General features: G+C 67.2%; 1 protein-coding gene. It reads left to right on the forward strand.

Annotated elements, in window-relative coordinates; genetic code table 11:
* On the forward strand, positions 1–696 hold a 696-nt coding region (locus tag U1T56_RS24220; protein WP_418162050.1), incomplete at both ends, for an IS3 family transposase.

A 696-nucleotide genomic window follows, 5' to 3' on the forward strand; every position in this document is an offset into this window, starting at 1 on the left:
AAAAACTTCTGCCGCCCAGGGCAAGGAGGGATGCCGTGACCTGGGCGATCGAGGAGAAGAGTTACGCGCAGCGCCGTGCCGGCGGCCTGGTCGGATTGCAGCCGAAGACCTACCGCTATGCATCTCAGCAGCCGGATGATGCGCCGCTTCGTGCCAGGCTGCGGGAGCTGGCGAATGCCCGCCGTCGCTTCGGCTATCGGCGCCTGCATCTGCTGCTGAGGCGCGAGGGCATCGACGTGAACCACAAGAAGCTGTTCCGGCTCTACCGCGAGGAGCGGTTGACGGTGAGGCGGCGCGGCGGCCGCAAGCGGGCGCGCGGCACACGGGCACCGACGGCGATCCCGGACGGCCCCACCCAGCGCTGGAGCCTCGACTTCGTTGCCGACGCCCTGGTCGACAGCCGCCGCTTCCGTGTCCTGGCCGTGGTCGACGACTTCAGCCGGGAGTGCCTGGCGCTGGTGGCCGATCCGTCGCTGCCCGGCGTTCGGGTCGTCCGTGACCTTGATCGGCTCATTGAGTTCCGCGGCCGACCATTGATGATCGTCTCGGACAACGGCACCGAACTGACCTCGAATGCCATCCTGCGCTGGCAAGAGGACCGTGACGTCGACTGGCACTGCATCGCGCCGGGCAAGCCCCAGCAGAACGGCTTTGTGGAGAGCTTCATCGGCCGCTTGCGCGACGAATGCCTAAATG

Source organism: Benzoatithermus flavus (assembly GCF_037908215.1).
Classification (GTDB): domain Bacteria; phylum Pseudomonadota; class Alphaproteobacteria; order Geminicoccales; family Geminicoccaceae; genus Benzoatithermus; species Benzoatithermus flavus.